The organism is Streptomyces sp. NPDC048415 (assembly GCF_040651675.1).
In the GTDB taxonomy this organism is placed as follows: Bacteria; Actinomycetota; Actinomycetes; order Streptomycetales; family Streptomycetaceae; genus Streptomyces.
The window spans coordinates 54,404-79,188 of sequence record NZ_JBEZKJ010000007.1; the positions used below are offsets into that span (position 1 = coordinate 54,404).

The window sequence follows — 24,785 nt, forward strand, 5'->3', positions numbered from 1 at the left end:
CGCCTCCCAAGGAGCCCTGTGGCTCCGCGAAAGCGACGAGCCCGGCACGGTGGTGTCGACCACGCCCGCCGGACTCGCCGCTCTCATGCGTCACGTACACCTCAGCTGGTGATCGGCGTCCCCAGCCGGGGCGTCCCCGTGGCCGACACGCCCAGAGTGGTCACGCCGTAGGAGACCGCGCCCGTGGTCGTGATTCCCGAGGACGCGCCCCGCAGGGACCAGATCGCGCCGTCGGAGTTGTTCTCCCCGGACGCGCCGATCGCCAGGTCGGCCTTGCCGTCGGCGTTCGTGTCGGAGAGGCGTACCGCGTCGCCGAAGCGGTCGTCGGGCTCGGCGGTGCCGGGGACGGCGGCGGAGTCCTGGGTGATCGTGGCGGAACCGGCGCCCGTGGGCCCGCCCGCCTGGCCGGGGACGAGGATCACGGCCCCGGCGTCCCGGACGGAGCCGAGGTCCTCGCCGGGTACGCCGACCGCGATGTCGCCGTAGCCGTCGCCGTCCCCGATGGCCACGTTGTCGCCGTCGGTGGGCAACGGGGAGGCAGGCGCGGACGCATTGACGTACACACCGCCGGAGGGGTGGTCGGACAGCCCCACGCTGATGTCGATGTAGTCGGGGTGTCCACTGCCGCTGAGGTCCCCCAGGGCCGCGCCGTCGAGCGACGGGGTGTCCAGGCGTTGCCGGTCAGCCCGTGAAGACGTTGCCGAAGTACGCGTCGCCCGAAGGGCCGCCCAGTGTCACGCCGTTGAAGGACTTGGAGCCGGTCGCGGTGGTGCCGGACGTGGTGGACTTGAAAAGCCAGACCGCGCCCTCGGCGCCGTTCTCGCCGCGGGCGCCGACCGACAGTTCGGCGCGGCCGTCGGCGTTGGCGTCCGTCAGGAAGACCGCGTCGCCGAAGTAGTCCTCGGACTCGGCGGTGCCGGGGACGTTCGTGGTGTCCTGCGAGTAGGACTTGGAGCCGGTGCCGGTCAGGCCGGAGGCGGAGCCGCGCAGGACGGTGACCTGGCCCGCGTGCTTCTTCGTGCCGAGGGTCTCGCTGTCGGAGCCGATCACGACATCGGCGTACCCGTCGCCGTTGGTGTCGCCGGAGGAGAGGCTCCAGCCGAAGCCGTCCCACTTCTCGCCGGTGCCGGGGACGCCGGCCGTGTCCTGGGTGATACGGACCGGGGTTCGGGTGCTCAGGCCGCCGGAAGCGCCATACGTCACTGTGATCGCGCCGCCCAGGCCGCCGTTCGGCTCGGTCGTCGACTTCTCCATGAAGTTGCCGGTGACGATGTCGCCGTAGCCGTCCTTGTCGACGTCCGCGATGGTGGCCGCGTAACCGCCCGCTAGCTTCTTGCTGTACTTCGGGCCGGTGGCCGAGCCGAGGTAGAGGGCGCTGCGCGTCGCGTAGCCGCTGCTGGTCTCCTGCTGGCCCATGACCAGGAGGTCCGTCTTGCCGTCGCCGTTGACCTCGCCCGCGACCAGGTTGTCCGGGTAGATCGTCGTCTGGGCGATCGTGTCGACGCCGACGAGCGAAGCCGCCTTGCCCGTACGGGAGATGGGGCCCCGGAAGATGTCCAGGGAGGGCGTGGTGTTGTTGCCGGCCGCCAGGTCGGTGTGGCCGTCGCCGTCGAAGTCGCCCGCCGCGAGCGCCCAGCCCAGCTCGTTGATGTTCTCCGGCAGCGGCGAGGAGATGTCGGTGCCGGACGTCACGCCGTCCGCGCCGCCCCACAGGACGGTGAGGGTGCCGTAGGAGTCGGTGGAGCCGATCTTCTCGCTGTGCACGCCGACCACGATGTCCGTGTAGCCGTCGCCGTCCATGTCACCCGTGGTCAGGCGGTCGCCGAAGTAGTCGCCGGACTCCGGGGTGCCCGGGATGCCGGTCGTGGCCTGGCTGATGATCTGGCGCTTGGACGTGTCCAGGCCGCTCGCGGTGCCGTAGACCACGGCGACGTAACCGGCGCCCGACTTGCTCGCCACCTTGGCGATCGGCGCGGCGATCGCGAGGTCGCGGTAGCCGTCGCCGTTGAAGTCGCCGGACAGGCCCGAGGGCGCGGCGGAGGCGGTGGCCGCGGGCAGGGCGGTGAGCAGGCCGGTGGTCAGGGTGGCGGCCAGGAGGAGGGTTCGCTTGCGCATGTGGGGTCCCCATTCAGGAAGGTGCACGGAAATGCGAGCTAGTCGAGGAAGGTGCCGCCGAAGTCCGGCAGCGTGACGGCGCCCGACCCTGTCGGGACGGTGGAGGTGCCGGGCAGGATCAGGGCGTCGTTTTCGGAGCCGATCGCCAGGTCCGCCTTGCCGTCGGCGGTCAGATCGCGCAGGCGCAGCGCGTAGCCGAAGGACGTGTCCGAGGGGGCCGCGCCCGTCACCGTCTGGGGGATCCAGGAGGAACGGGCGCCGCTCAGTCCGCCGGAGCCGCCGCGGAACAGGTGGACGCCGCCCTCGTCCTCGACGCCGTTGACGTCCTCGAACGGGACGCCGACCGCCAGGTCCGCGTAGCCGTCGCCGTTGGCGTCGGCGGCCGAGACGGCGTGCCCGAAGTTGTCGTACGCCTCGGGGGTCCCGGAGACGCCGGAGGTGGCCTGGGTGAAGGTGGTCGAGCCGCTCGGGCCCGACGCGGTGCCGCGCCAGACGGTGACCGCGCCCTTGCCGGTGCTGCGGTCGGGCAGGCCGAGGGCGATGTCGCCGTAGCCGTCTTTGTCGAAGTCGCCGATGGCGGCGGTCGTGGCGTCGCTGTCGAGCGTCTTGGACGCGCCGGACGTCAGGCCGCCGGAGGCGCCCTTGAGGAACCAGACGCGGCTGTACACGCTGCTGCCGGAGAACTGCGTGCCGAGGACTACCAGGTCGCTCTTGCCGTCGCCGTTGACCTTGCCCGCCGCGAGGCCGTACGAGTACCAGCCCGCGTCAGCCTTGTCGATCTTGCTGACGGTGCCGGTGGCGCCGGACTTGGTGAAGGAGCCCCGGTACAGCCACGCCTCCTCGCCGCCGATCACCGCGAGGTCGGGCGAGCCGTCGCCGTTGAAGTCGCCGGTGGCGAGATCGCTGCCGAAGTGGTCGCCCGCGCCGGACTTCGGGGTGACGTTGGTGCCGCCGGACAGTCCCGAGCGGGAGCCCCAGACGACGGTGACCGTGCCGCGGTACTCGTAACTCCCGACCTTTTCCATGGGGTTGCCCACGACGAGGTCCGCGTAGCCGTCCTTGTTGAGGTCGGCGCTCGCGAGGGACGCGCCGAACATGTCGTCCTCCTCGCCCGATCCGGGGACGCCGGGGCTGTCCTGGTGGATCACCTGCGTGTGCGAGGTGTCGAGGCCATGCGCGCCGCCGTACGTCACGAGGACGGCGCCGCCGTTCCAGCCGTCGGCGCCGGAGATGCCGCTGTAGGCGTGGGCGTAGGCCACGTCGCGGTAGCCGTCCCCGTTGAAGTCGTCGTAGTGCTTGGCGACGGCGGCGGATGCCGGGGCGGTCAGGACGAGCGGGGAAAGGCCCGTGGCGAGGAGGGTGGCGGCGAGGGCCGCGGAAGTACGTCTGCGCATGGGTGCTCCTTGGAGGTCAGCCGTTGAGAGCGGTGCCGTAGCCGGGGGTGCCGGTGGTGGAGACGCCGGCCGTCGTCAGTCCGGAGGCAGGCAGGGGTGCGCCGGGCCCGTGCGGACGGGCCCGGCGTGGTGATTCAGGGACGGCTCAGTCGGCGAAGAGCGCGCCGAGCTGCGGGGTGCCCGAGGTGGAGACGCCCGCGGTGCTCGGGGAGATGGTGCGCGAGCCGGTCGTGGTGATCACCGTGCCGTTGGAGGGCAGGTAGGTGACCGCGCCGTTGGCGCTGTTCTCGTACGAGCCGACGAGCAGGTCGGCCTTGCCGTCGCCGGTCACGTCGTCGAGCTTGACGTCCGCGCCGAAGAGGTCGCTCTTCTCGTCGTTGCCGGGGACGCCCGCGGTGCTCTGGGCGAAGGCCTGCACACCGGAGGAGACCTTGACGCCGCTCGCGGAGCCGTACATGACGGTGACCATGCCGGTGTTGGTGACGCCGTCGATGTCCTCGTTCGGGGCGCTGACGACGAGGTCCTGGTAACCGTCGCCGTTGACGTCGCCCAGGTCCAGGTCCCAGCCGAAGCCGTCGCCCTTCTCCGAGGTGCCGGGCACGCTGCCGGTGTTCTGGGTGATGCCGGAGGTGCCGGCCGGGCCGGACGCCGAGCCGTAGGTGATGTTCACCTTGCCGCCGTTGGCGGAGTCCGGGACGGGCGTGCCGTCGGGGTCGGTGCTGTCCCAGCCCGCGCCGCTGACGATGTCGCCGAAGCCGTCGCCGTTGATGTCGCCGACGCCGGTGACGACGCCGGCCTTGAGGGCCTGGGCGGACGCGACGCTCAGGCCGCTCGCCGAGCCGGGCACGTAGTAGTTGGTGTTCCAGCCGTAGTCCGTCTGTGTCTCGAAGCCGTCGACGATCAGGTCTGTCCTGCCGTCGCCGTTGACGTCACCGGCGGTGAGGTGCATCGGCCCGTAGGGGCGGTCGTTGGTGCCCGACTGGATCGGGGGCTTGATGGTGGTACGGCCGCCGGGCGTACCGCCGGTGCCGAAGCCGCCCTTGTAGACGTAGATCGTGCTCGCCGAGCTGCCGACGGCGAGGTCGGCCTTGCCGTCGCCGTCGAAGTCGCCGGCGGCCAGGTTCTTGCCCCAGTAGTCGTGCGAGGAGGGGGCCGGGTCCGGTACGTCGACGCTCTTGCCGGTGAGACCGCTCGGGGAGCCCCAAAGGATGGCGAGGGCGCCGCCGTTGGTGTCGGTGCCGACCTTCTCCGAGGGGGAGGCCACGACGAGGTCGTCGTACCCGTCGCCGTTGAAGTCGGCGTACGCCGTCTCGGCGCCGAAGGCGTCACCGGTCTCGGCGGTGCCCGGAACGCCGGTCGTGTTCTGGCTGATCGTCGAACGCTTGGCGGACGATACGCCGGTGGTGGTGCCGTAGAGCGCGACGATCTGGCCGGCGCCGGCGTGACCGCTCACCGAGGCGCCGTGGGCCGAGACGGCCACGTCGCCGACGCCGTCGCCGTTGAAGTCGGCGTGCGCCACCGCGGTCGAGTCCGCCGCGGTGGCGGTCGCGGCCGAGAAGGTGAGCAGACCGCCCGTCAGCGCGGCCGCGGTGGCCGTCGCGAGGGCGAGTCGCAGGTGCTTGGGGTGGTGCGGGTGACGCGTGTGCATGCGGGGTTCTCCTGCGGCATGCGGGGACATCTGGCGGACGTCCACAGTCAATGGGGCGCCGTCCGCCCGCGTTTGCCTGGAGTTGTCCGAGGGTTCGCGGGGTGGTCGGCGAACAGGAGACCGGTGGTGGGGGGTGAGGGTTGTACGTGAGTTCGGTAAATTTTCGAGCTTGCTGTGGCGGGGGAGGCGGGCTCGATGTCCGGTGTCAACTCGTGAGGGCACCCGAGGCGTGGCGGACGCGGGCGGGCCGGGTCTCTCGTTCGACCGACCCTCGGGGCGTCTCCCCCGGCTGCCGCGTGAGGCACCGGTATCAAGATCGAGCCCACGCAACCGCGCACGAACGGATTCCGATGCTCTCCATCGCTCTCAGCGTCACCGCCGGCACCCCCCCCCGGGCCACCAGCCGGGCCGAACGCGGCGGGCCGCCCGAGACCCAGGGCGACGACGAGCCCCGCCCGGAGGACGCCCTGCGCACCGGAAGCGATCCACATAGGCTCGATGAGCACACGAGCCGAGAGGCTACGGAGGGCTGAACATGCTTGCGTCCTGGTACGAGCGACAGGGACCGGCCGCCGATGTGCTGCGCGTCGGCGAGCTGCCCGACCCGCAGCCCGGGCCCGGTGAGGTCCGTGTGCGCGTGACCGTGTCGGGCGTCAACCCCGGTGACACCAAGAAGCGGCACGGCTGGCTCGGCTCTGCGATGCCCTATCCCCGGGTGATCCCGCACAGCGACGGGGCCGGTGTCATCGACGCCGTGGGGGACGGGGTCGACGCGCGCCGCATCGGACAGCGGGTGTGGGTGTACGGCGCCCAGTCCTACCGGCCCTTTGGTACGGCCGCCCAGTACACCGTCGTACCCGGGGATCTGGCGGTGGCGCTGCCCGACCACCTGAGCGACGATCTCGGGGCGAGCCTGGGCATCCCCGGAATCACCGCGCACCGGGCCGTGTTCGGTGACGGCCCGGTCGACGGCACGCTCGTGCTGGTGCACGGCGTGCTCGGCGCTGTCGGTTCACTGGCCGCCCAGCTCGCCCGCTGGGGCGGGGCCACCGTGCTCGCCACCGTGCGGCGCGGCGCGGACCTGGACCGCATCGACCCCGCCGTGGTGTCCCACGCCGTCGCCCTCGACTCCGGCGATCCCGCCGAGGCGATCCGTGCGTACGCTCCGCACGGCGTCGACCGGATCGTCGAGGTGGCGCTGTCGGACAACGCCGACCTCGACGCCGCGGTCGTCGCGGGCGACGCGGTCGTCGCGGCCTACGCAACGCGCGCCGACCGGCCCGAACTCCCCTTCTGGCCGCTGCTGTTCAACAACGTGACCCTGCGCCTGCTCGGCAGCGACGACTTCCCCTCCGAAGCCAAACGGCAGGCCGCCCGCGACCTCACCGCTGCGGCCGCCGTCGGGGCCCTCACGGCCGACGTCGGTGACCGCTACCCGCTCGAGGACATCGCCAAGGCCCACGACCGCGTCGACACCGGCGGCAGGGGACGAGTCCTGATCACCGTCCCGCGCTAACGGCGTTCTCCGCACGAAGGCTCCGGGTCAGCCGATGAGGCCGGTGCCGAAGGAGCCGTAGGTGCGGGAGAGGCCGAAGGTGCCGGGGCCGAAGGAGCGGGCGCCGGTGGTGGTGACGCCGCCCGCGGTGCCGCGCAGCGCGGTGACCGCGCCGACTCCTTCGTCCTCGAATCCGGCGGCGACGGTGAAGTCGGCGTGGCCGTCCTTGTCGACGTCCGAGAGCAGGACGTCGGAGCCGAAGTAGTCCATGGACTCGGGCGCGCCAGGAACGTTGTACGTGTCCTGCGAGATCGCCCGGCCGCCGCTCAGGGAGTAGCCGCCCAGCACCACGGTGGAGCCGGTGTCCTCGGCGGGGCCGAGGTCCTCGAAGACGACGCCGATGGCGAGTTCGCCGTACCCGTCGCCGTTGACGTCGGCTATGGACACCGAGGAGCCGAAGCCGTCGTTGGCCTCGTCGGCGCCCGGAACTCCGGGGGAGTCCTGGGTGAGTTCGGCCATGGGCGCGTCGCCGTTGACCGGTCCGGCCGCGCTGCCGCGGATGACGACGACCTTGCCGCCGAGGCTGCCCGTGTGGTCGTCCTCCTTCGTGAACACGTTGCCGAGGGCGATCTCGTCGTAGCCGTCGCCGTTGACGTCGCCGAGCGCGATGGAGGTGCCGCCGTTGAGCGGGCGCGGCACGGAGGCCTCCAGGCCGCTGGTCGTGCCGAGGTAGGCGACGCCCTTGGACCAGCTGCCCGAGTCGTCCGAGGGAAGGTCGGTGCGGTAGGTGAGGACGAGGTCGGCCTTCTTGTCCCCGTTGGTGTCGCCCGCCTTCATGGCGTCGATGCCGAACGCCTGCTCGGGCAGACCGACCTTCTGCGCGGAGCCGGTGACGCCGGACGTGGTGAAGCGGCCCCGGATCACATACGCGTGTGAGGAGCCGGTGCCGACGGCCAGGTCGGCCTTACCGTCGCCGTTGAAGTCCCCCGCGGTCAGCAGCCGGCCCCAGTTGTCGTGCGAGGAGGCCGCCGGGTCCTTGACCGAGGTGCCGTTCTTGAGCCCGCTCGAGGAGCCCCACAGCACGGTGACGGAGCCGCCGTCGGTGTCCGAGCCGACGTCCTCGCCGGGGGCGCCGACCGTGAGGTCGGAGTAGCCGTCACCGTTGAGATCGGCGACCGCGAGCGCCTCGCCGAAGGCGTCCTCGGCCTCGGCGGTGCCGGGCACGCCCGCGGTGTTCTGGCTGACGACGGTGCGCTTGGCGGGATTCAGGCCGGTGGAGCTGCCGTAGACCACGGCGACGTAGCCGGCCATACCCTTGCCGCCGACCTTCGCGTACGGCGCGGCGAAGGCGACATCGCCGTAGCCGTCGCCGTTGAAGTCGGCCTTGTACTGGGCGGCCGAGCCCGCCGCCGTCGCCGTCGCGGCCGAGAAGGTGAGCAGTCCGCCCGTCAGCGCGGCAGCGGTGGCCGTCGCGAGGGCGAGACGCAGGTGGGGCTTGCGGGGCATGCGGGGCTTGCGGGGCATGCGGGGTTCTCCTTGTCCCGGGCGGGCAGACGGGCCGATCGGCGATCAGGAGACCTTGGTGGGTACGGAGGGGTTGTACGTGAGTTCGGTAAATCTTTGGGGTTTCTGTGGAGAGGGGGGTGTTCGGGGATGAGAGGGCGTACGGCCGACGGGCTTCCACGCTCAGGGGCTCAGGGGCTCAGGGGCTCAGGGGCTCACGGGCTCACGGGCTTCCGTGCTGGCGTCCGGCGTCCGGCTCACGGCGCCAGGAACTGCGAACTGGAGAAGGTGACCGTCGGCCCGCTCGCGATCAGCCCCTTCCTCACCCCGGGATAGACGGCGACGGTGTCCTTCGTCTCGCCCCGGTAGGTCCGCACCACGAGGTCCGCCCGTCCGTCGCCCGTGTAGTCGGCCACCGCCAGCACCCGGGTGGTGCCCTGGGCGGGCGGCCGTACGGTCACCATGCCCGCCGCGGTGAGCCCGGTCGTACGGCCCCGCAGCACCCGCAACTCCGTGCCGCTGGAGACGAGTTCGCTCAGGCCGTCCCCGTCGAAGTCGCCGCAGTCGAGCACCGATCCCGGGGTGGTGATGCTCCCGCGCGCGGCGCCGGGAAGGTCGTAGCGCAGAGACGTTCCGCCCATCGAGCCGATCGCCGCGTCGAGGGCCTTGCCCCGGCCGAAGCGGCCGAAGGCGACATCGATGCCGGTCGGCAGCGCGGGGCCGGTGCGGGTGGGACCCGCCGGGCCGCCGAGTACGAGCGCGGACTCGGTGGTGCCGTCCGCCGTCGTACGGACGAGGAGGTCGTCGTAGCCGTCGCGGTTCACGTCGACGGCCGGTCCCGTGGGCACGTTGCCCGGCGAGGCGAGCGGCTTGCCCGCCGCGCGCGGGGCGCCCTTCCGTGTGAACGGGCCCCGCAGATAGCTGAGTTGGCCGTCCGAGGCGTGCACGACGAGATCCGCGGCGCCGTCGCCGTCGAAGTCGCCGCAGACGGGCTGGTCCGGCCAGTCGTGACCGAAGCGCGCCTGCGCGGGGATCGTCAGCTTGACCGCCTTGCCGGTCAGGCCCGAGGGGGAGCCGAAGAGGATCTGCAGGGGCACGGGGGGCTGCCCCTGCCCGTCGTACGGAGGGTCCGTCGACACGAGGAGATCGGTGAAACCGTCCTTGTTCAGGTCGCAGCTGGCCTCCGCGTCGAAGACGGCGGGGAGTTGGCCCTTGGTGGGCGCGGCCTGCTTTCTGGGGCTGAGCAACTGGCGGGCGCCGGGGGTGAGTCCGTGCACGCTGCCGTAGACGACGCCGATGCCCGCGTCGTCGGCGTGGCTCTGCGCCTTGACGAGGTCATTGAGAACGAGGTCCCGGTGACCGTCCCCGTTGAAGTCGTCCGGCGTCCTGCTGCCCTTGCCGTGGGGGATGGGCAGGTGGGCGGGCGCCTTGGCTGCCCGCGCCGGGGTCTGCCGGGAGGCTGTGGCGTCCGTGCCGGGGCCGCAGGCGGCAAGCAGGAGGAGACAGCCGAGCGCCGTCACCGTACGTATTCCGCCCCCGAGCTCGCTTCTTCGCCCTCGCACCATTCACCCCGACCGCACCGCCGCCAACAACCTGCACATGATGGCCTTGTTGCGGCGCGGAGTTAAGTGGGGGGCGGGCGTGAGCCGGTTTTCGCCCCCGCCGCCCCCTACTCGTCCTCAAACGCCGGAGGGGCTGAAAATCTTTAGCCCCTCCGGCGTTTGAGGACGAGCGCGAAGCGCGACAGGGGGGTCTGGGGGGCGGAGCCCCCCAGGTATGGGACGGGTAGGGGCGGAGGGGGCGAAACCCTAGTCCACCTCAGCCACGGCCTGGGCGAACTGGGCCTGGTACAGGCGAGCATAGGCCCCGCCGGCCGCGAGCAGCTCCGCGTGCGCACCCTGCTCCACGATCGAACCGTTCTCCATGACGAGAATCGTGTCGGCGTCCCGGATCGTGGACAGCCGGTGCGCGATCACGAACGACGTCCGCCCATGCGCAAGCTTCGCCATCGCCTTCTGAATCAACACCTCCGTACGGGTGTCCACGGAACTCGTCGCCTCGTCGAGGACAAGGATCACCGGATCCGACAGGAACGCCCGAGCGATCGTGATCAGCTGCTTCTCACCCGCGCTGACCCCCGTCCCCTCGTCGTCGATCACGGTGTCGTACCCGTCCGGCAGCGTCCGGATGAACCGGTCGGCATGGGCGGCCCGCGCCGCCTCCTCGATCTCCCCCCGAGTCACGTCCCGTGAGGCCCCGTACGCGATGTTCTCCGCGATCGTCCCCCCGAACAGCCAGGTGTCCTGGAGCACCATGCCGATCCCGTCCCGGAGTTCGTCCCGGGACATCGAGGCGATGTCGACCCCGTCGAGGGTGATGCGCCCGCCGGTGACCTCGTAGAAGCGCATCAGCAGGTTCACCAGCGTCGTCTTGCCGGCCCCCGTCGGACCGACGATCGCCACCGTGTGCCCGGGCTCCACCTTCAGCGAGAGGTCCTCGATGAGCGGCCTGTCGGGGTCGTAGCGGAAGGACACGTTCTCCAGCGCCACCCGCCCGCGCAGCTCGTCGGGGCGGGCCGACGGCACGGGGTCCGCCTCCTGCTCGTCCGCGTCAAGCAGCTCGAAGATCCGCTCGGCCGAAGCGACCCCGGACTGCACCAGGTTCGCCATCGACGCGACCTGCGTCAGCGGCATCGAGAACTGCCGCGAGTACTGGATGAAGGCCTGGACGTCACCGATGGACAGCGAGCCCGACGCGACCCGCAGTCCGCCGACCACCGCCACCAGCACATAGTTCAGGTTCGACACGAACATCATCAGCGGCTGCATGACCCCGCTGTTGAACTGCGCCTTGAACCCGGCCTCGTACAGCTTCTCGTTCTGCTCGGCGAACTGCGCCGCCGACTCGTCCTGCCGCCCGAACACCTTCACCAGCGTGTGCCCGGTGTACATCTCCTCGATGTGCGCGTTGAGCTTGCCGGTGGTGCGCCACTGCTGCACGAAGTGCGGCTGCGACCGCTTGCCGATGCGCGTGGCGACGAAGAAGGACAGCGGCACGGTGACCAGCGCGACGAGCGCCAGAAGCGGGGAGACCCAGAACATCATCGCCAGTACGCCGATGATCGTGAGCAGCGAGTTGATGAGCTGGCCCATCGACTGCTGGAGGGTCTGGCCGATGTTGTCGATGTCGTTGGTGGCGCGGCTGAGCACCTCACCGCGCTGCCGCTTGTCGAAGTACGAGAGGGGAAGGCGCGACAGCTTCGCCTGCATGTCCGCACGCAGCCGGAAGACCGTCTTGTTGATCGCGCGGTTGGAGAGCCGGGTGGACACCGCCATCAGCAGGCCGGCCACCAGGAACGTACCGAGCGCGAGCAGCAGGATGCTGCCGACGGCGCCGAAGTCGATGCCCTTGCCCGGCGTGAAGTCCGTACCGGAGAGCATGTCGGCCATGCCGCCCTGGCCGCGCTCCCGCAGGGACGTGAGCACTTCGGCCTTCGTCCTGCCGGCCGGCATCTGGCGCCCGACGATCCCGGCGAAGACGAGGTCCGTCGCCTTGCCGAGGATCTTCGGCCCGACCACGGACAGCCCCACGCTCAGCACACCGCACACGAGCATCGCGTACATCGTGCCGCGCTCGGGTGTGAACTGCGTGAGGAGCCGTTTACCGGACCCCTTGAAATCCATCGAGCGCTGATCAGGGCCGCCCCCGGCCATCATCCGCCCCATCGGCCCTGCCATCAGGCGGCCTCCGCTTCCGTCAGCTGGGAGAGCACGATCTCCCGGTAGGTCTCGTTGTCCGCCATCAGTTCGTGGTGCCGTCCGGTGCCGACGACCCGGCCCTCGTCCAGGACCACGATCCGGTCGGCGTCCCGGATGGTCGACACCCGCTGGGCGACGATCACGACGGTCGCCTCGGCGGTCTCGTCGGCGAGCGCCGCGCGCAGTGCCGCGTCGGTCGCGTAGTCGAGGGCCGAGAAGGAGTCGTCGAAGAGGTAGATCTCCGGGCGCTGCACGAGGGTGCGGGCGATGGCCAGACGCTGGCGCTGACCACCCGACACATTTGTGCCGCCCTGCGCGATCGGCGAGTCCAGGCCGCCTTCGAGCCCCTCCACGAAGCCCTTGGCCTGTGCCACCTCCAGCGCGTGCCACAGCTCCTCGTCGGTGGCGTCCGGATTGCCGTACCGCAGATTGGTGGCGACCGTGCCCGCGAAGAGGTACGGCTTCTGCGGGACGAGGCCGACGGTCCTGGCCAGCAGTCTCGGCTCGATGGTCGAGACGTCCACGCCGTCGACCAGGACCTCGCCGTCGGTGGCGTCGAAGAGGCGGGGGACCAGGCCAAGCAGCGTGGACTTTCCACTGCCCGTGGATCCGATCACGGCGGTCACCTCGCCGGGTCGCGCCACCAGGTCTACGGTCCTGAGGACCGGCTCCTCGGCGCCCGGGTAGCGGAACCCGGCCTCGCGGATCTCCAGATGGCCGTGGCGGCGCAGTTCGATGACGGGCGCGGTCGGCGGGACCACGCTGCTTTCGGTGTCCAGGACCTCCTCGATGCGCTCGGCGCAGACCTCCGCGCGCGGCACCATCATGAACATGAAGGTGGCCATCATCACGGACATCACGATCTGCATCAGATAGGCGAGGAAGGCCGTCAGATCGCCGATCTGCATCCCGCCGCTGTCGATGCGGTGGGCACCGAACCAGACGACCGCGATGGACGACAGGTTCACCACCGTCATGACGATCGGGAACATCAGCGCCAGCAGCCGGCCGGTGCCGAGGGACACCGCGGTCAGCTCGCTGTTCGCGCCCCGGAAGCGCTCCTTCTCGTAGTCGTCCCGCACGAAGGCGCGGATCACACGGTTGCCGGTGATCTGCTCGCGCAGCACCCGGTTCACGGTGTCCAGACGCACCTGCATGGTGCGAAACAGCGGACGCAGCCGCCGGATGATCAGCGTCACGCAGATGCCGAGCACCGGCACCACCGCGACGAGCACCCCGGACAGCGGCACGTCCAGGCCGAGCGCCAGGATGATGCCGCCCACACACATGATCGGCGCCGACACCAGCAGCGTGAACGTCATCAGGGCGAGCATCTGCACCTGCTGGACGTCATTGGTGGTGCGGGTGATCAGCGACGGCGCCCCGAAGTGGCCGACCTCGCGGGCCGAGAAGGACTGGACGCGGTCGAAGACGGCGGCCCGGATGTCCCGGCCGACGGCCGACGCCGTACGGGCGCCGTAGTAGACGGCGCCGATGTTGCAGACGACCTGTACCAGCGAGATGCCGATCATCACGCCGCCGAAGGACAGGATGTAGCCCGTGTCTCCCTTCACGACACCGTTGTCAATGATGTGCGCGTTGAGAGTGGGCAGGTAGAGCGTGGCGCAGGTCTGCAGGAACTGCAGCAGCACCAGCAGGGAGATGGGCTTCTTGTACGGACTGAGGTAGGTCCGTAGGAGTCGTATGAGCACGCGGGGTCTCTCGGAGTCGTCGACGGCAGGCGATGGGTGGGGCGGTCGGGAGGGTGATCGGTCGTGCACCACCCCCTATCGTCGGGCACTCCACCCGCGTTACCTCAACTGAATTAACCCAACTGCGGTCCACAACAGGCCCCGCCCTCAGCTTTCGCCCAGGTCCTGGACAGGCCCTACGCGCGAAACGCTCCCGGATGCGTCTGTTCCCGTACGGACACGTACTGCTGGCGTACGGCCTGTCCCACGGCGAGTTCCTCACCGGGCTCCAGCACCTGGGCGACCGGACCCGGCCAGGCGGGCGGCGTCCGCGGGTCGAGGGCGCCCTGCGAGACACCGAGCGCCCAGGCCGCCTGCCGGGCGGCGCCGAGCGCCGCGTAGTCCGCGGGCTGCGGTACGACGACCTGCGCGCCGAACAGCGCGGGGGCCACGGCCTGTACGGCGGGCAGCTCGGCGGCCTGTCCCAGGAGGAAGATCCGCCGTACGTCCACACCCCGGCCGCGCAGCACGTCCAGCGCGTCCGCGAGCCCGCACAGCATGCCCTCGAACGCCGCACGCGCCAGATGCTCGGGCCGCATCGACTCCCGCCGCAGCCCGGCGAGGGTGCCTGCGGTGTGCGGCAGGTTGGGGGTCCGCTCGCCCTCCAGATAGGGCAGCAGTACGAGCCCGTGGGCGCCCGGCGTCGACTTCATCGCCAGGTCGGACAGCCCTTCCAGGTCGGGCACGCCGAGGAGTTCGGCGGCGCCGCGCAGAGCCCGTACGGCATTGAGGGTGGTGACGACCGGCAGGTGCATGCCGGTCGCGTCCGCGAGGGAGGTGATCATGCCCGAGGAGTCCACGAGAGCCTCGCGGTGTACGGCCATCACGGACCCCGAGGCGCCCAGTGACACGACCGCGTCCCCGAGCCCGATCCCGAGCCCGAAGGCGGCCGCCATGGTCTCGCCGGTCCCGGCGGAGATCAGCAGCCCCTCGGGAGTGGTTCCCGCGGCGTCGGACGGGCCGAGCACCTCGGGCAGCGCGGCCTGGTGCCCGAGCGCCAGCTCGACGAGATCCGGCCGGTAGGCGCCGGTCGCGGCCGACCAGTACCCCGTCCCGGAGGCGCCGCCCCGGTCGGTGGTCCTTCGCACGGGCCGCCCGAGCAGCTGCCACACGAGCCAGTCGTGCGCCTGCAACAGCACGGTGCTGCGCAGAGCCGAGTCCGGCTCGGTCTTGTTCAGCCAGCGCAGCTTGGTCACCGGCTGCGCGGCCTGCGGCACACTGCCCACGGCCTGCGCCCATGCCTCGCGCCCGCCGAGCGCGTCCACGAGATCGGCGGCCGCGACCTGCGCCCGCCTGTCACCGCCGACGAGCGCCGGCCGCACCGTGTTCCCCTGCGCGTCCAGCGGGACGAGCGCGTTCTGCTGCGCGGACACGCCGATGGCCTGCACGCCTTCGAGCAGCCCACCGCCGGCGGCCTCGCCCAGGGACAGCAGCCAGGCCTGCGGATCGACGTCGGAAGGACGGCCGCCGCTCTCCGTACTCTCGACCGGATGCGGCGCGTACCCCTGCCTGAGCACGGCACCGGAGTCCGCGTCGCAGACGACGATACGAGTGAAATCGGGCGAACTGTCCAACCCGGCGACTATCCCCATGGCGGAAATTCTGCCGTACGCCGAGAGGTAACCGCGCCGCGCCGGTCCGGCTAGGTGTTGGTGGTACCCCAGTCGTCCTCGCGGGATCCGTTGCTGTTCCGCTCGCGCAGCGAGCGCACCCGCTCGGTCACCGAGTCGGGGACGTGATCGCCCACCTTCTCGCTCACCACGTGGTACGCCTTGCCCGCGAACTCCCGGCCCTGCTGGGCGGCGGTCTCCGCGGTGTTGCGCACCGCCGGGTTCTGCGAGACCTGGCGGGCGGACTTCTTCAGCTGCTCGTAGCGCTCGCGCCCGGCGCGTGTACCCAGCACGTAACCCAGGGCCACTCCGGCGACGAATGTGAGCCGGTAGCGCATGACGGCCACCCTTCCCTTGCGTCGGCATCGGTGCGGGGGGAACCGATTGGCGAACCACCCCCCTGCTTGCGCTAATGTATGTGTCGCAGCGAGCGCACGCTTCCTGGCGAATACCCAGGTAGGTACGTTCGATGCAACGAGGCAATCCTCCGTAGCTCAATTGGCAGAGCAGCCGGCTGTTAACCGGCAGGTTACTGGTTCGAGTCCAGTCGGGGGAGCTCGGTCTCCTGTAGCTCAATTGGCAGAGCAGCCGGCTGTTAACCGGCAGGTTACTGGTTCGAGTCCAGTCGGGAGAGCAACGGAAGAGGACCCCTCAGGGGTCCTTTTTCATGTCCGGTGGAACCGCGCGGGGCGCGCCGAAGTCCTCATGGTCATGCGATGCCGACCATCCGAAGCAGGAGATCGTATGAGCGGCTATGCTGCGGCAGACGGCGCGCACAAATGTGCGCGACGCGCCGTAACGGGGCGGTAGCTCAGCCGGTTAGAGCAGCGGACTCATAATCCGTCGGCCGTGGGTTCGAGTCCCACCCGCCCCACCTTTAACGTGCGATGACGGACCTGCGGAAACGTTCCCTCGGAGTTGTTGCGGTGTCAACTTCGCCTCAACGGACGGAATCCGCTGCTCGCGAGTTCGGTGCCGGGTCGGTCTGCGTCGGCTGACGCTCTTCTGACCTGCATGGACGCGTGCAGACCTGCAGCCGGTGAGACGTGTTCGACTCGGCTCTGCTGCGACAGGGCCATGTGTTGAGGCCATCCTGAGGCCGGAGGTACTGGGGGAGTGTCCGGGAGGCGTTCTCCGACGAGTCGTCTGTGTGTGGCTCAGGGCGTTCTATGTGTGCGGCCGTCTGGGAGGCGCCCGAGGACGTCGGCACCGTTGTCGTGTGAACCGCCCACTCGCCGGACCTCCGTGCACCCGTCGCGGCGGCACAAGCTCGCGACCAGTTCCTCGAACTGCGTACCGGTCATGGCATCCACCTCGGCGAGGGTTCGTCGGCCGGCTTTCACCTCCCCGTCCCGGCGGAGCGTCGCCAGCGGCGGTCCCGTGCGCGCACGATCCGGTTCCGTGCGCCACGGCCACCAGCCCATCGCTCCGATGCCGCCGAGGAGCAGGGCCGCCGTGACGTGCGGCCACACGGCTGACCAGAACATCATCAGGAGGGCCAGCAGCACTCCGCCGCCGATCACGGCCGACTTCAGCCGCGCCTTCCGCCGCCTGCGAGCAGGCGTGCCTCGTCCACGCCGAGCGGTCATCCCCGCCTCCCCCTGCCGTCCCTGATTGGCGCGTCCTCCGGCTCCTTGTCGTCACAGATGCCGTAGTTGCGCTGCACCAGGGGGCAGGAGTCGGCCTGTGGCGACGTCGGCTGCTGCTTGTGTGTCCTGCAGTTCGGTTGGCCAGGTCGCTGGGAGGGCGCCGACAGCCGACGGCCTTGTCCATGTCATCGACGTCCGCCCGGGTGGCGAACGGATCGGGTTGCTCGCCGGGTTGGGGACGTCCCTTCTTCTTGGCTCTTCTTGGCGAAAACCAGACCTGCTTGGCGAAGACCCGACCGCTCATTCCGTGTGCGTTCACGGGCGCGCCGTTTCCGGTACGCAGGGCGCGACTCTGATGGGTCCAGCACTCGCAGCCCGCCCCGAACACCCGGAGAGGCACATATGTCCAGACGTTACGTCAGGCCCGCAGCCATCCTTGCCGCCGCCGGAGTCCTGACCGGCGTGACTGCCGCCCAACCCTCTGCGTTCGCCGCCTCCCACCACCGGTCCTCTGCCAGGCACGTCCTGCTGATCTCGGTCGACGGGCTGCACCAGTCAGACCTGGCCTGGTACGTCTCCCGGCACCCGAAGTCCGCGCTGGCCCGGCTGGTCGGCGGCGGCGTGGAGTACACCCACGCCGAGACCACCACGCCGTCCGACTCCTTCCCCGGCATGGTCGCCCAGGCGACCGGTGGCGGCCCCGGCACCACCGGCGTCTACTACGACGACACCTACAACGCGGCGCTCCTGCCCGCCGGGACCACCGACTGCAAGGCCGTCAAGCCCGGTGTCGAGGTGGACCTGACCGAAGACCTGGACAGGAACCAGGCGTCCATCGACGCCGGGCAGGGCCTCACCGGTCTGCCGGACAGCATCCTGTCGATGACGGGCCACCCGGCGAGCCTGATCAACGCCTCCAAGCTGCCGGTCGACCCCAAGACCTGCAAGCCGGTCTACCCGCACTCCTACCTCAAGGTGAACACCGTCTTCGAGGTGGCCCGCAGCGCGGGTCTGCGCACCGCCTGGTCGGACAAGCACGCGGCGTACGAGATCCTCAACGGGCCCTCGGGCACCGGCGTTCAGGACCTGTTCACGCCCGAGATCAACAGCGACGCCCTCGGCTACCCGGCCGGCAACGACTGGACCACGGACAACCAGGCCACCGAGCAGTACGACGGCTACAAGGTGAAGGCCGTCCTCAACGAGATCGACGGCTACGACCACAGCCGTGCCCACAAGGTCGGCACCCCGGCGATCTTCGGCCTCAACTTCCAGTCCGTCTCCACCGCGCAGAAGCTGCCCGCCTCCGACGGCCTCAAGGGCGGCTACACCGCCAAGAATGTGCCCGGACCGCTGCTGACGAAGAACCTGGACTTCGTCAACGCGCAGATCGGCGCCCTGACGTCCGAGATCGCCAAGCGGCACCTGGCCGGCAGCACCACGATCGTCCTGTCCGCCAAGCACGGCCAGTCGCCCACCGACCCCACCGCGCTCACCCGGATCGACGACGGCCCGCTGCTGGACGGCCTCAACGCCGCCTGGAAGAAGCTCCATCCCGCCGCCGGCGACCTGGTCGCGCACTCCGTGGACGACGACGCGATGCTGCTCTGGCTGACCGACCGCTCGCAGGCCGCCACCGAGTTCGCCAAGAAGTACTTGCTCGCGCAGAGCGGCACCGGTACGGACATCAACGCCGCGTCCAAGGCCTTCACCCGCAGCGGGCTCAGCAAGGTCTACGCCGGAAGCGCCGCGGCCCGTTACTTCCACGTCGAGGCCGGCGACGCCCGTGTACCGGACGTCTTCGGTGTCGCGCAGTACGGTGTCGTCTACACCGGCGGCACCAAGAAGATCGCCGAGCACGGTGGCGCCGACTCCGACGACCTCGACGTCCCGTTGGTGGTGTCCGGCGCCTCGGTTCCGGACGGTGTGCGCGACTCCGCGAGCGTGCAGACCAAGCAGATCGCACCGACGATCCTGAGCCTGCTCGGTCTGAACCCCCGCTCCCTGGAGGCCGTGCGCGAGGAACACACCACCGCGCTGCCGGTCCGCTGACGTCGCTCTCACGACCAGGAGCCGCCCAGCCGACTGCGCTTGGGCGGCTCCATGAGCTGGGCAGGCTCAGCCGTTCGACCCGGCCGGGGTCGTGGTGGTCTTGAAGCCCTCGGTCTTGTTGGCCTGGACGGCGAAGTCATTGGTGAACGTCTTGCTGAGGTCCACCGACCCCTTCACGCCGCCGACCAACTGCTCCGTCGCCAGGGAGGTCTTCGGACCGCCGGCCGGCATGAGGCCGTCCGGGAGGAACTGACCCTTGTCCTCGTTCAGGGCCGAGATGTAGTCGGCCTTGGTCACCAGCTGGTTCTGCACGAACGACTGCGGCAGCTTGTTCGCGATGTCGGCCGCGCTGTGGGTGTTGATCCAGTGCATGGTGGCGACGAGCGCGTCGACGACCTTCTGCACCGTGTCCTTGTGCGAGTTCACCCAGTCGGTGCGGGCGAGCACGCCGGCGGCGGGATAGGCACCGCCCATCGCCGCCGTGGCGCCGTCCGTGGTGGCCAGGTCGATCGCGGAGGTACCGACTCCCTTCTTCTGGATCGCGGCCACCGTCGGCTGTGTCGTCATGACGCAGTCGATCTTGCCGTTCTGCAGCTGGGCGATGGCGGTGGAGCCCGAGCCGACCCCGATCCGGTGGAAGTCGCTGGTCTTGACGCCCTTCTTGGCGGCCAGGAACTGGGTGAGGGTGTCGGTGCCCGAACCCAGGTCGGTGACGCCCAGGGTCTTGCCCTTGAAGTCGGCGCCCGAGGTGACGCCCGACTTCTTGGAGCACATCTCGCGCTCGCCCGGCGCGCCGGAGAGCTGGACGACGTCCTCGACCGCCTTCCCCTTCGCCTGGAACTCGATCGTGTGGTTGTACCAGGCGCCCGCCATGTCCACCTGCCCCGAGGCCATGGCTTCCTCGGCGCCGACACCGCCGTTCTGCTCGGTGCTCAGCTGCACGTTCACGCCGTACTTCTTGTAGTAGCCGAGCTGCTGGGCGAGCTGGTACGGCAGGTAGATCTGCTTGTCGATGCCGCCGACCATGAGCTTCACGGTGGGCGTGCCGCCGGAGGCACTGCTGGAGTTGCTGGAACAGGCGCTGGTCGCACCGAGGGCGAGAACCGTGAGGACGGAGGCGGCGACGGCGGCGGATCGTCTGGACATGGCTGGCCACATTCCTTTTCTGAGGTGAGACAAGGGAGGAACAGAGGGAACAAGGTGGGGACGAGGGAGGGGCGTCAGAGAGCGTTCGAGGCCTCGGACGGCGACGGCGGGCGCCAGGACATCAGCCGGTGCTCGAGCTTGCCGATCAGCCACTCGGCGCCGAGCACGATGACCGAGATGACGAGCATCGTGGCGAACACGCCGTTGGGGTCGAAGTTGTTCTGCGCGGTCTTGATGACCAGGCCGAGGCCGCTCTGCGCGCCGAGCACCTCGCCGACCAGCGCGCCGACGATGGCGAAGCCGAAGGCGCTGTGCAGGCTGGCGATGATCCAGGTGAGTGCGGACGGCACGGTGACGTGCCGGATGATCTGCAGCTGCGAGGCGCCGAGGACCTTGGTGTTGGCGAGGATGTTGCGGTCGACCTCGCGGACGCCCTGGAAGGCGTTGAAGAAGACGATGAAGAACACCAGCACCGCGGCGAGCAGGATCTTGGGCAGCACGCCGATGCCGAACGCGACGATGAAGATCGAGCCGAGGACGATGCGCGGGATCGCGTTGACCATCTTGATGTAGGGACCGAGCACGTCGGCGAGGAAGCGGCTCTGGCCGAGCGCGACGCCGAAGATCACTCCGGTGACGGCCCCGAGGGCGAAGCCGACGAGCGCTTCCTGGATCGTTGTCCAGATGTTCGAGTAGAAGGACCCGAACTCGGTGCCGTGCCGGAAGAGGTCGACCAGCCGCTTGGCGATGCCGGACGGCTGCCCGAAAAAGAACGGGTCGACGATCCCCCAGGCGGTGAAGGCCTGCCAGCCGCCGAGGACGAAGACCGCGAGGCCGACGCGACCGGCCCACACCAGCGCGGCGCGCCGCCGGACGGCGCTCCTGGCGGCGGCCTCGGCCGAGACCTGGGAGCCGTTCTCGGCCGGGGCGGTGGAAACGGTGGACGTCGTACTCATGCCGTACCTCCTGCGGTGCGTGCGTAGGCGCGCTCCACCTCCTCGCGCAGCGAATCCCAGATCTGGTGCTGGAGTTCGATGAAGCGGGGCTGGAAGCGGATCTCCTGGACCGCGCCGCGCGGGCGCGGCAGGTCGATGTCGAAGACCGCCTTGACCGAGCCGGGGCTGGACGTCATGACCACGACCCGGTCGGCGAGCGCCACGGCCTCGTCGAGGTCATGGGTGATGAAGATGACCGACGGACGGATCTGCTCCCACAGGCCGAGCAGTTCGGTCGACATGATCGCCTTGGTCTGCACGTCCAGGGCGCCGAACGGCTCGTCCATGATCAGGATCTTGGGTTCGTTGATGAGCGCCGCGGCCATCGCCACGCGCTTGCGCATACCGCCGGAGAGCTGGTGCGGGTAGCGGTCCTCGAACCCCGTCAGGCCCACCCTGCGCAGCCAGTCGCGAGCCGAGGCCTGGGCCTTCTGCTTGGGCACTCCGCGGAAGACCGGGCCCATCAGGACGTTGCCGAGGACCGTCTTCCAGGGCAGCAGCGCGTCGGTCTGGAACATGAAGCTGACGCCGTCGGTGACGCCGTCCACCTCACGGCCGCCGACCTTTACCGAGCCCTCGCTGGGCCGGTCGAGCCCGGACACCAGACTCAGCGTCGTCGACTTGCCGCAGCCGGTCGGGCCCACCACCGCGCAGAACTGGCCCGGCTCCACGGTGAACGAAACGTCCCGCAGTGCCGTGAACACCTCACCCGCGGGAGTCAGAAATCGTTTGGTGAGTCCTGAGATGTCGACTCGCGCGCTGTCCCGGCCGGTCTTCTCGGCGACGGGGCCCGTCGCGACGTCGTTTCGCGAAGCCATCTGAGGCGGTCTCCTTCCCAATCTCGGAGGTCGAGGAAGGCAGACGCTAAAGGCCGCTCGGAGTTACGTCGCTGTTTCAGACGTATCTCGCGTTAGCCGTGTTAACAGGGGTTCTGCGCGTTCTGCTCAGCGTGCCGGGGGCTGGGCAGAACCGCCTCGGTGGGACACAATCGCGCCACCACGGGTACGGCGAAGGGGCCGGGCCCGGCCGCACGACAAGGGCGAAGGCACCTGTGATGCCCATCCGTATCCGGACCGGCCGCGGCGGGAAGGGGAGGCTCTCCGCGCGGATTCTGGCCAACCAGCTGGTCATCCTGGCCCTGACCGGAGCGATCGGCTTCGTACTGTTCGCGTTCGCGCAGCGGGGCGAGATCGACCGATCCTACGAGCAGCGGGCGCTGTCCCTCGCCCAGACCGCGGCCGCCGAGCCCCAGATCCGGCACGCCATGCAGTACGGCGGTGGCGGCGACGTCGTCCAGACCGTCGCCGAACGGATCCGCAAGGCGTCGGGGGCGTCGTACGTGGTCGTGATCGACCTGCACGGTGTCCGCCACTCGCACCCCGACCCGTTGCTGGTCGGCGAGCCGGTGGACGACCCGATCGTGGTCCTGGACGGCCACACCCACGTCGGCTCCGACCAGGGCGCCACCGGACGGTCCGCCAACGGCAAGGCCCCGCTGTACGGGCCCACCGGCACCCTGGTCGGCGAGGTGTCGGCCGGCCTTCCGGAACGCGCCGTGCTCAGCGAGTTGTGGAGGGAGCTGCCCACCTTCGGCCTGTATGCCGCGATCGCCGTCGCGCTCGGCTCGGCGGCGGCGTTCCTGCTGGCCAGGCGGCTGAAGAGGTCGACCTTCGGGCTGGAACTGGAGGAGATCGCCGGACTGCTCCAGGATCGCGAGGCCATGCTCCACGGCATCCGGGAGGGTGTGATCGCCTTCGATCCCGACGGCCGGATCACCGTGGTCAACGACGAGGCCCGCAACCTGCTCGGCCTCGGCACGGCGCTCGGCAGCAGGCTCGAGGAGGTGTTGCCCGACGGGCGGCTGCGCCGCGCCCTGGACGGCACCCTGACCGGAACCGACCTCAGCGTGCTGACCGACGACCACTGCCTGGTGGTGAACCGGATGCCGGTGACGCTGCACGGCTGTGAACTGGGCGCGGTGGTCACCGTACGCGACCGCACCGAGCTGATCGGGCTGCTGCGCGAACTGGACTCGGTGCGCGGGCTGACCGACGCCCTGCGCGCCCAGCAGCATGAGTTCACCAACCGCATGCACACCGTGGCCGGGCTGCTGGACATCGGCGACCACGACGCCGCCTACGAGTACGCCGTCGACTCGGCCGGCGCCGACCAGGCGCTGACCGAGTCCGTACGCGAACGGATCGGCAACGCGCTGCTCGTGGGTCTGATCGTCGCCAAGACCACGGTGGCCGCGGAACGCGGGGTACGGATGGTGCTCAGTGACGACTCCGCGCTCGGGGAGGACCCGCCGCATCTGCGCCGGCTGCTGACCATCGTCGGCAACCTGCTGGACAACGCGATCGACGCGGCGGCCGGCGGAGCTTCTCCGGTGGGTGGCCGCGAGGTGCGGCTTTCGCTGGTCGAGGCCGCCGACCTGGTGATGGTGCGGATCGCGGACAGCGGCCCGGGGATTCCGCTGGGCGCCGCCGAGTCGATCTTCGATGACGGCTGGTCGACCCGGCCCGACCGGGGCACCGCCCGGCGCGGGCTGGGGCTGGCCCTCGTCCACCGGCTGACACAGCGGCACGGCGGGACGATCACGGTCAGCGAGGGGCCGGGCGCGGTCTTCACCGTCGTACTGCCGCTGCCGGACGCCACCCCCGTACCACGAGACGCACAGTTCACGACGGCCTCGCCGACGAGAGGTGATCGCGGATGATCCGGGCCCTGGTGGTGGACGACGACTTCCGTGTCGGCGACATCCACTGCGACTACGCGTCCCGCGTCGAGGGCTTCGAGGTGGTCGGCCGGGCGGCGACCGTGGCCGAGACGCTGGACGCGGTGCGCACCCTCCACCCCGATCTGCTGCTGCTCGACGTCTTCCTGCCGGACGGCAGCGGACTCGACGTGCTGCGGCAGCTCAGCGGGGACGCGGGCGGCGCCCGCCCCGACGCGATCATGATCACCGCCGACAGGGACATCACCTCGGTACGGACCGCCATGAAGCTCGGCGCCGTGGGCTACCTGGTCAAGCCGTTCGGCTCCGCCGACCTGGCCGAGCGGCTCACCGCCTACCGCGAACTCCAGCACCGCGTGGATGCCCTCGGCCTGGCTCCCCGAACCGACCAGGCCGACGTGGACGCCCTCTTCAGCGCCGTCCGGCCACCGGCCGTCCCCCGGATCCCGGCCAAGGGGCACTCCGCGCCGACCCTCGCCCTCCTGCACCAGGTCCTCCGCACCGCCCACGACGCCCTGTCCGCGGCCCAGGCCGCCGAACTCACCGGCGTCTCCCGCGCCACGGCCCAGCGGTACCTCTCGTACCTCGTACGGGAGGGCATGGTCCGGCTCGAACTTCGCTACGGAACCACCGGCCGTCCCGAACACCGCTACCGGCTCGTTGGCTGAAGCCATGCGGCTCATGGGGCCACGCCCGGCGTTCGCAGGAGTGGCTCGCGGGCGTGGTGCGGATCACGGACCTGGTGGTGGCGCCGGCGGCACGCGGCCGGGGCGTCGGCACCAGACCGCTGGACGTGTTGCTGCTCCCCGCGCTGGACGACCGCGCGTGGGCGGTACCCGACCCACCAGGCCCCTCCAGGCTGGACTTCTTCCGCTGCCGGGGCTGGCGTCAGACGGTCTTCCCGCGGCCAGGCCGTACACCCGACGCCGCCGGTCGCGCCGTCTTCCTCACCCCCGTCACCCGGCGCTCGCCGACCCGCCCGTGTTGCCGTG

The 24,785-nt window shown here is 70.3% G+C and carries 18 protein-coding genes and 3 tRNA genes; 7 read left to right on the forward strand and 14 right to left on the reverse strand.

The genetic code is table 11. The annotated features are described in order from the left end of the window. Positions 1–101: 101 nt before the first annotated feature. The 4 genes from AB0D27_RS07870 to AB0D27_RS07885 form a co-directional block, all read right to left on the reverse strand. A complete protein-coding gene (locus AB0D27_RS07870; RefSeq protein WP_362503601.1) occupies positions 102–593 on the reverse strand; it encodes an FG-GAP repeat protein in 492 nt (163 codons plus the stop codon). A gap of 88 nt (positions 594–681) precedes the next feature. Then, a complete protein-coding gene (locus AB0D27_RS07875) occupies positions 682–2,115 on the reverse strand; it encodes an FG-GAP-like repeat-containing protein (RefSeq protein WP_362503604.1) in 1,434 nt (477 codons plus the stop codon). Positions 2,116–2,153: 38 nt separating this feature from the next. Next, the gene (locus AB0D27_RS07880) at positions 2,154–3,509 is read right to left on the reverse strand and encodes an FG-GAP and VCBS repeat-containing protein (protein ID WP_362503606.1); all 1,356 of its coding nucleotides are present in this window, start codon (positions 3,507–3,509) and stop codon (positions 2,154–2,156) included. Positions 3,510–3,654: 145 nt separating this feature from the next. Beyond that, positions 3,655–5,157, reverse strand: coding sequence for an FG-GAP and VCBS repeat-containing protein (locus AB0D27_RS07885; RefSeq protein ID WP_362503609.1), 1,503 nt, complete (start codon positions 5,155–5,157; stop codon positions 3,655–3,657). A 535-nt stretch (positions 5,158–5,692) separates the two neighbouring features. Here AB0D27_RS07885 and AB0D27_RS07890 point away from each other — a divergent pair. Further along, complete coding sequence (locus AB0D27_RS07890) at positions 5,693–6,673, forward strand: NADPH:quinone reductase (protein ID WP_362503612.1); 981 nt, start codon at positions 5,693–5,695, stop codon at positions 6,671–6,673. 27 nt (positions 6,674–6,700) lie between these two features. Here the strand turns inward: AB0D27_RS07890 and AB0D27_RS07895 are convergent, their stop codons facing one another. The 6 genes from AB0D27_RS07895 to AB0D27_RS07920 form a co-directional block, all read right to left on the reverse strand. Then, positions 6,701–8,176 (reverse strand): FG-GAP-like repeat-containing protein, encoded by a 1,476-nt coding sequence (locus AB0D27_RS07895; protein ID WP_362503615.1) that lies wholly within the window; start codon positions 8,174–8,176, stop codon positions 6,701–6,703. A 236-nt stretch (positions 8,177–8,412) separates the two neighbouring features. After that, a complete protein-coding gene (locus AB0D27_RS07900; RefSeq protein WP_362503618.1) occupies positions 8,413–9,720 on the reverse strand; it encodes a VCBS repeat-containing protein in 1,308 nt (435 codons plus the stop codon). Positions 9,721–9,963: 243 nt separating this feature from the next. Beyond that, positions 9,964–11,892, reverse strand: a complete 1,929-nt coding sequence (locus tag AB0D27_RS07905; protein WP_362503621.1) for an ABC transporter ATP-binding protein — start codon at positions 11,890–11,892, stop codon at positions 9,964–9,966. After that, positions 11,892–13,625, reverse strand: coding sequence for an ABC transporter ATP-binding protein (locus AB0D27_RS07910; RefSeq protein ID WP_362503624.1), 1,734 nt, complete (start codon positions 13,623–13,625; stop codon positions 11,892–11,894). Before AB0D27_RS07910 ends, AB0D27_RS07905 begins: the two co-directional genes overlap by 1 nt. 176 nt (positions 13,626–13,801) lie before the next feature. Beyond that, positions 13,802–15,256 (reverse strand): FGGY family carbohydrate kinase, encoded by a 1,455-nt coding sequence (locus tag AB0D27_RS07915; protein WP_362503627.1) that lies wholly within the window; start codon positions 15,254–15,256, stop codon positions 13,802–13,804. 50 nt (positions 15,257–15,306) lie between these two features. Continuing rightward, positions 15,307–15,612, reverse strand: coding sequence for a YtxH domain-containing protein (locus AB0D27_RS07920; protein ID WP_362503630.1), 306 nt, complete (start codon positions 15,610–15,612; stop codon positions 15,307–15,309). A 145-nt stretch (positions 15,613–15,757) separates the two neighbouring features. On the opposite strand from AB0D27_RS07920, the gene AB0D27_RS07925 reads away from it, so the two are divergent. The 3 genes from AB0D27_RS07925 to AB0D27_RS07935 all read left to right on the forward strand — a co-directional run bounded on the left by AB0D27_RS07925 (position 15,758) and on the right by AB0D27_RS07935 (position 16,148). Then, positions 15,758–15,830, forward strand: a tRNA-Asn gene (locus AB0D27_RS07925). Between the two features lie 5 nt (positions 15,831–15,835). Next, positions 15,836–15,908: transfer RNA gene (locus AB0D27_RS07930), tRNA-Asn, on the forward strand. Positions 15,909–16,074: 166 nt separating this feature from the next. Then, positions 16,075–16,148, forward strand: a tRNA-Ile gene (locus AB0D27_RS07935). A gap of 283 nt (positions 16,149–16,431) precedes the next feature. Here AB0D27_RS07935 and AB0D27_RS07940 read toward each other — a convergent pair. Next, entirely contained in the window at positions 16,432–16,863 is a 432-nt protein-coding gene (locus AB0D27_RS07940; protein ID WP_362503633.1) for a restriction endonuclease, read from the reverse strand. A 402-nt stretch (positions 16,864–17,265) separates the two neighbouring features. Between AB0D27_RS07940 and AB0D27_RS07945 the strand changes: the two genes are divergently transcribed. After that, positions 17,266–18,915, forward strand: coding sequence for an alkaline phosphatase family protein (locus AB0D27_RS07945; RefSeq protein WP_362503636.1), 1,650 nt, complete (start codon positions 17,266–17,268; stop codon positions 18,913–18,915). Positions 18,916–18,981: 66 nt separating this feature from the next. Here AB0D27_RS07945 and AB0D27_RS07950 read toward each other — a convergent pair whose 3' ends face one another. The 3 genes from AB0D27_RS07950 to AB0D27_RS07960 form a co-directional block, all read right to left on the reverse strand. Beyond that, the gene (locus AB0D27_RS07950) at positions 18,982–20,061 is read right to left on the reverse strand and encodes an ABC transporter substrate-binding protein (RefSeq protein WP_362503639.1); all 1,080 of its coding nucleotides are present in this window, start codon (positions 20,059–20,061) and stop codon (positions 18,982–18,984) included. A gap of 74 nt (positions 20,062–20,135) precedes the next feature. After that, the gene (locus AB0D27_RS07955) at positions 20,136–21,017 is read right to left on the reverse strand and encodes an ABC transporter permease (RefSeq protein ID WP_362503642.1); all 882 of its coding nucleotides are present in this window, start codon (positions 21,015–21,017) and stop codon (positions 20,136–20,138) included. Next, the gene (locus AB0D27_RS07960; RefSeq protein WP_362503644.1) at positions 21,014–21,874 is read right to left on the reverse strand and encodes an ABC transporter ATP-binding protein; all 861 of its coding nucleotides are present in this window, start codon (positions 21,872–21,874) and stop codon (positions 21,014–21,016) included. The genes AB0D27_RS07955 and AB0D27_RS07960 overlap by 4 nt, the downstream gene beginning before the upstream one ends. Positions 21,875–22,110: 236 nt before the next feature. Between AB0D27_RS07960 and AB0D27_RS07965 the strand changes: the two genes are divergently transcribed. Together AB0D27_RS07965 and AB0D27_RS07970 are read left to right on the forward strand one after the other, a co-directional pair. Next, complete coding sequence (locus AB0D27_RS07965) at positions 22,111–23,775, forward strand: sensor histidine kinase (RefSeq protein ID WP_362503647.1); 1,665 nt, start codon at positions 22,111–22,113, stop codon at positions 23,773–23,775. Then, positions 23,772–24,461 carry a response regulator gene (locus AB0D27_RS07970; protein ID WP_362503650.1) on the forward strand — a complete coding sequence of 230 codons (690 nt, stop codon included), beginning with the start codon at positions 23,772–23,774 and terminating at the stop codon, positions 24,459–24,461. Before AB0D27_RS07965 ends, AB0D27_RS07970 begins: the two co-directional genes overlap by 4 nt. Positions 24,462–24,785: the final 324 nt, after the last annotated feature.

Bases quoted from the DNA above. Each gene is read 5' to 3' on its own strand.
- AB0D27_RS07965 (WP_362503647.1), top strand. From the start codon at position 22,111: ATGCCCATCCGTATCCGGACCGGCCGCGGCGGGAAGGGGAGGCTCTCC.
- AB0D27_RS07905 (WP_362503621.1), bottom strand. From the start codon at position 11,892: ATGGCAGGGCCGATGGGGCGGATGATGGCCGGGGGCGGCCCTGATCAG.
- AB0D27_RS07970 (WP_362503650.1), top strand. From the start codon at position 23,772: ATGATCCGGGCCCTGGTGGTGGACGACGACTTCCGTGTCGGCGACATC.
- AB0D27_RS07890 (WP_362503612.1), top strand. From the start codon at position 5,693: ATGCTTGCGTCCTGGTACGAGCGACAGGGACCGGCCGCCGATGTGCTG.
- AB0D27_RS07885 (WP_362503609.1), bottom strand. From the start codon at position 5,157: ATGCACACGCGTCACCCGCACCACCCCAAGCACCTGCGACTCGCCCTC.
- AB0D27_RS07915 (WP_362503627.1), bottom strand. From the start codon at position 15,256: ATGGGGATAGTCGCCGGGTTGGACAGTTCGCCCGATTTCACTCGTATC.
- AB0D27_RS07875 (WP_362503604.1), bottom strand. From the start codon at position 2,115: ATGCGCAAGCGAACCCTCCTCCTGGCCGCCACCCTGACCACCGGCCTG.
- AB0D27_RS07940 (WP_362503633.1), bottom strand. From the start codon at position 16,863: ATGACCGCTCGGCGTGGACGAGGCACGCCTGCTCGCAGGCGGCGGAAG.
- AB0D27_RS07945 (WP_362503636.1), top strand. From the start codon at position 17,266: ATGTCCAGACGTTACGTCAGGCCCGCAGCCATCCTTGCCGCCGCCGGA.
- AB0D27_RS07880 (WP_362503606.1), bottom strand. From the start codon at position 3,509: ATGCGCAGACGTACTTCCGCGGCCCTCGCCGCCACCCTCCTCGCCACG.
- AB0D27_RS07900 (WP_362503618.1), bottom strand. From the start codon at position 9,720: ATGGTGCGAGGGCGAAGAAGCGAGCTCGGGGGCGGAATACGTACGGTG.
- AB0D27_RS07950 (WP_362503639.1), bottom strand. From the start codon at position 20,061: ATGTCCAGACGATCCGCCGCCGTCGCCGCCTCCGTCCTCACGGTTCTC.
- AB0D27_RS07920 (WP_362503630.1), bottom strand. From the start codon at position 15,612: ATGCGCTACCGGCTCACATTCGTCGCCGGAGTGGCCCTGGGTTACGTG.
- AB0D27_RS07955 (WP_362503642.1), bottom strand. From the start codon at position 21,017: ATGAGTACGACGTCCACCGTTTCCACCGCCCCGGCCGAGAACGGCTCC.
- AB0D27_RS07895 (WP_362503615.1), bottom strand. From the start codon at position 8,176: ATGCCCCGCAAGCCCCGCATGCCCCGCAAGCCCCACCTGCGTCTCGCC.
- AB0D27_RS07960 (WP_362503644.1), bottom strand. From the start codon at position 21,874: ATGGCTTCGCGAAACGACGTCGCGACGGGCCCCGTCGCCGAGAAGACC.